Source organism: Pseudomonas sp. MF4836, from assembly GCF_002018875.1.
In the GTDB taxonomy this organism is placed as follows: Bacteria; Pseudomonadota; Gammaproteobacteria; order Pseudomonadales; family Pseudomonadaceae; genus Aquipseudomonas.
Window position 1 is genome coordinate 1 of sequence record NZ_MVOL01000036.1, and the last position, 2871, is coordinate 2871.

Genomic DNA, 2871 nt, shown 5'->3' on the forward strand with positions numbered 1-2871 from the left:
GATGTCGGCCAGCCCGGAATGGTTCGTTACAGCGACGCCAGAACAGGAAAAGGCGCTCTTCCAGCAGTCCTTGCAGTGGTTGGCCGACAAGTACGGGGCCGATCGGATCATCACGGCCAGCATTCACCGGGACGAAACCACGCCGCACCTGTCCGCCTTCGTCGTGCCGCTGACTCAGGACAAACGCCTGAGCGCCAAGGAGTTCATCGGCAGTCGGGACAAGATGCGCGCTGACCAGACCAGCTACGCCGCGTGTGTGGCCAATCTGGGCTTGGAACGCGGGATCGAGGGCAGCATGGCCAACCATCAGCGAATCCAGCAGCACTACGCGGCGGTTCAACGGGGAGTGGAGCCTTCCGTGACGCTTCTGCCCTCATCCGTAGAACCGCGTGTGCTGGAGAAGGCGAGTTTGCTGGAGCGGGTCAGAGGCCGTGGCGATCTGGTCGAAGATGCAGAGATGATCGCCAAGCGTGTGACGAAGGATTTGAACAAAGGGTTTGCCGGGACGGTCGCTACGGCCTCGACGGTGGCGCAGGAGCAACGCAAGGCGAGAGAGGCACGCAACACGGCAAAAGGCCTCAGAAAGCGCCTGGAGACGTTTGAAGGGGCTTTCAGGGGGCTTACCAAGGATCAGGTGGCCAGCGTGCTCAAGATGGCCTCAGAACTCCAGCAGGAGAACGCCAAGGCCAAGGAGCAGAGCAAGAACAAGACGGTCACCAAAGGGAAGGGCTTTAGCCTTTAGATATCTAGGTCTTGTTGGTCTGGTGGGGGAAGTTGATCGTTTCCGGTAACGGCGATGTCGCTGTCCTCGATCACGGGGATGTAGGTCAGCTTCTGCTTGGCCTTCTCGCGGAAATCGCTGTCCTGCTCTGAGGCTGCGGCAATGACGGTTGCAGAGAAAACCGCGTATTGCCGTTGGTTCCGACCCGCCTGCCAGAACGCCCGCTCGTTGACGCAGTAGGCGCTAGCGTTGCCGATCTTCACAGTGTCGATCCAGTTGTCGTCCTTGAGGACTCTGATGGCCCTACCGACAGTCGCAATGCTGCACCCAGTTACCTCTGCCAGCACGTTCCTGCTGCATACAACGGCGTTCGTCGTACGACCCATATGCTCCACCAAGTAGTACAAAATCTCGTGAGCCACAGGGCTTTTGCGGGCAAGTCCTCGCATCTCTCTGAGATAGCTCCGAGAGACTTGGACAAAATTGTAGTTGTCTGTGTTCGGATGAGCCTCTGAAGGCTCATCAGGCGGTACTGAACGGCTCATTTCATGACCTTGATCGGCTCAAATGGTGAGCCGTTTATATACTATCTATGATCTAGGTTCAATCTCTGAAGCTCACCAGCTGTGAGCTTCCCGAAGCTCACCAGCTATGAGCTTCCCTTTGATAAAACTCTTTTGAAATCAACCAGTTACCAAAAACCTCTTCTATATCTCAATAGGGCTCTGCCCTAGGCGATGCCTTACCCCTGAAAAGCACGGCCTTCGGCCTTGAGAATGCCTGCCCTCCGGGCAGCGATTTTTTATGGCTTGCAGCGGGCCTTCGGCCCTCGCCCAAGTGGGCTTTGCCCCCTTGGAACCCCCACTCTTGCCGCCGAGGGCTCGGGGGGCAGGGGAAGAGCACCCCCTGCCCCCACTCACGGAGGCTGGGGTCATTCCGTGGACGTCAAGGGGCCGAGTCCTCGCCGCTTCGCGTCTGCGGGCCGCACCAACCCCTTGACCCCCACTCCATTCGTTCCCTTCACTGAAGGCGCAGGTGCCGTCTTTGCCCCTGCTTACTGGAATGGTGTCTTGCCTTGGCGTGCATCGTGTAGCCAGTTCGCCAGCACTTGCGCTGCCATGAACCCGTCTAGGCCTTGTTCCATCATTTCGCGCACCATGGCATCAGCGATTACACGCTCGACAACCAGTAGTCGCTTGAGCTTCCACCATCGCCGGGCATAAGCGAACACGAGTCCACTACCGAATGCCACAGCACCGGGCAGAACACCCAACAGACCAGCGCATACACCACCTGTAATCACCGCCAGCAGCACAGCTACATGGGTAGCTTTCTTCAAGTCCTTGCGTGTATTTACATAGCTCTCGGCTACTACCCGCAGGCCGTGGCTCAACGGCTCAACATTCGTTGCAGTACTCATTGTTTGTCCCACTCCCAAGTCATGTGGAAATCGCCATCATAGATAAAATAAAACCTTCTCAATCATTGATTTAGACCACTTTAGAGTGGAAGGGAGTCAAGGCTCGCGCAGCGACCGCGAAGCGGCTTGGCCTTGACGCCCTGGAGCGACCCCAACGCTCAGGGCTGGTGGTCAGGGGCGTTCTTCCCCTGACTGCCTGCCACGTGGCGAACGGACAAGCCCCCTTGGGGGGGCGCGTCAGTAGGGGGAGTAAGGCGAAGCCGCGCAGGCTCTTGGGGGGCGCAGCCCGAACGATCTTTGCGAAGCAAAGTCTAGTGAGTACACTTGTAATCAAGTGGCCCAGCGGAGCTAGGCGAATTTCGAGCGGATCGGGGATGACATGGCATACGCAATCATGCGAGCGGAGAAGCTCTCCAACATGGGCGCTGTGGCGGCCTCGATGCAGCATTGCTACCGCGAACGCGAGACGCGAAATGCTGACCCGAAGCGCACACCCGACAATCAACACCTGGTCGCCAAAAACACAGATGAGGCGATGGGCAAGCTGCGTGCTTTGCTTCCGGAGAAACGGCGCAAAGACGCTGTGCTGGCCGTTGAATACGTGATGTCGGCCAGCCCGGAATGGTTCGTTACAGCGACGCCAGAACAGGAAAAGGCGCTCTTCCAGCAGTCCTTGCAGTGGTTGGCCGACAAGTACGGGGCCGATCGGATCATCACGGCCAGCATTCAC

The 2871-nt window shown here is 58.1% G+C and carries 4 protein-coding genes; 2 read left to right on the top strand and 2 right to left on the bottom strand.

All coding sequences use genetic code 11. From position 1 onward, the window contains the following. The coding region (gene mobV, locus MF4836_RS34575; RefSeq protein WP_078474159.1) for a MobV family relaxase at positions 1-742 on the top strand (742 nt) is incomplete at its 5' end. Here mobV and MF4836_RS34580 read toward each other — a convergent pair. Further along, positions 739-1266 (bottom strand): replication/maintenance protein RepL, encoded by a 528-nt coding sequence (locus MF4836_RS34580; protein WP_078474160.1) that lies wholly within the window; start codon positions 1264-1266, stop codon positions 739-741. The genes mobV and MF4836_RS34580 overlap by 4 nt on opposite strands. A gap of 509 nt (positions 1267-1775) precedes the next feature. Beyond that, positions 1776-2141: a hypothetical protein gene (locus tag MF4836_RS34585; protein WP_078474161.1), complete on the bottom strand. Its 366-nt coding sequence runs from the start codon at positions 2139-2141 to the stop codon at positions 1776-1778. Positions 2142-2520: 379 nt separating this feature from the next. Between MF4836_RS34585 and MF4836_RS34590 the strand changes: the two genes are divergently transcribed. Next, the coding region (locus MF4836_RS34590; RefSeq protein ID WP_178103012.1) for a plasmid recombination protein at positions 2521-2871 on the top strand (351 nt) is incomplete at its 3' end.

What these genes read in the sequence shown, in the direction of transcription:
- MF4836_RS34585 (WP_078474161.1), bottom strand. Translation starts at nt 2,141, where the DNA reads ATGAGTACTGCAACGAATGTTGAGCCGTTGAGCCACGGCCTGCGGGTA.
- MF4836_RS34580 (WP_078474160.1), bottom strand. Translation starts at nt 1,266, where the DNA reads ATGAGCCGTTCAGTACCGCCTGATGAGCCTTCAGAGGCTCATCCGAAC.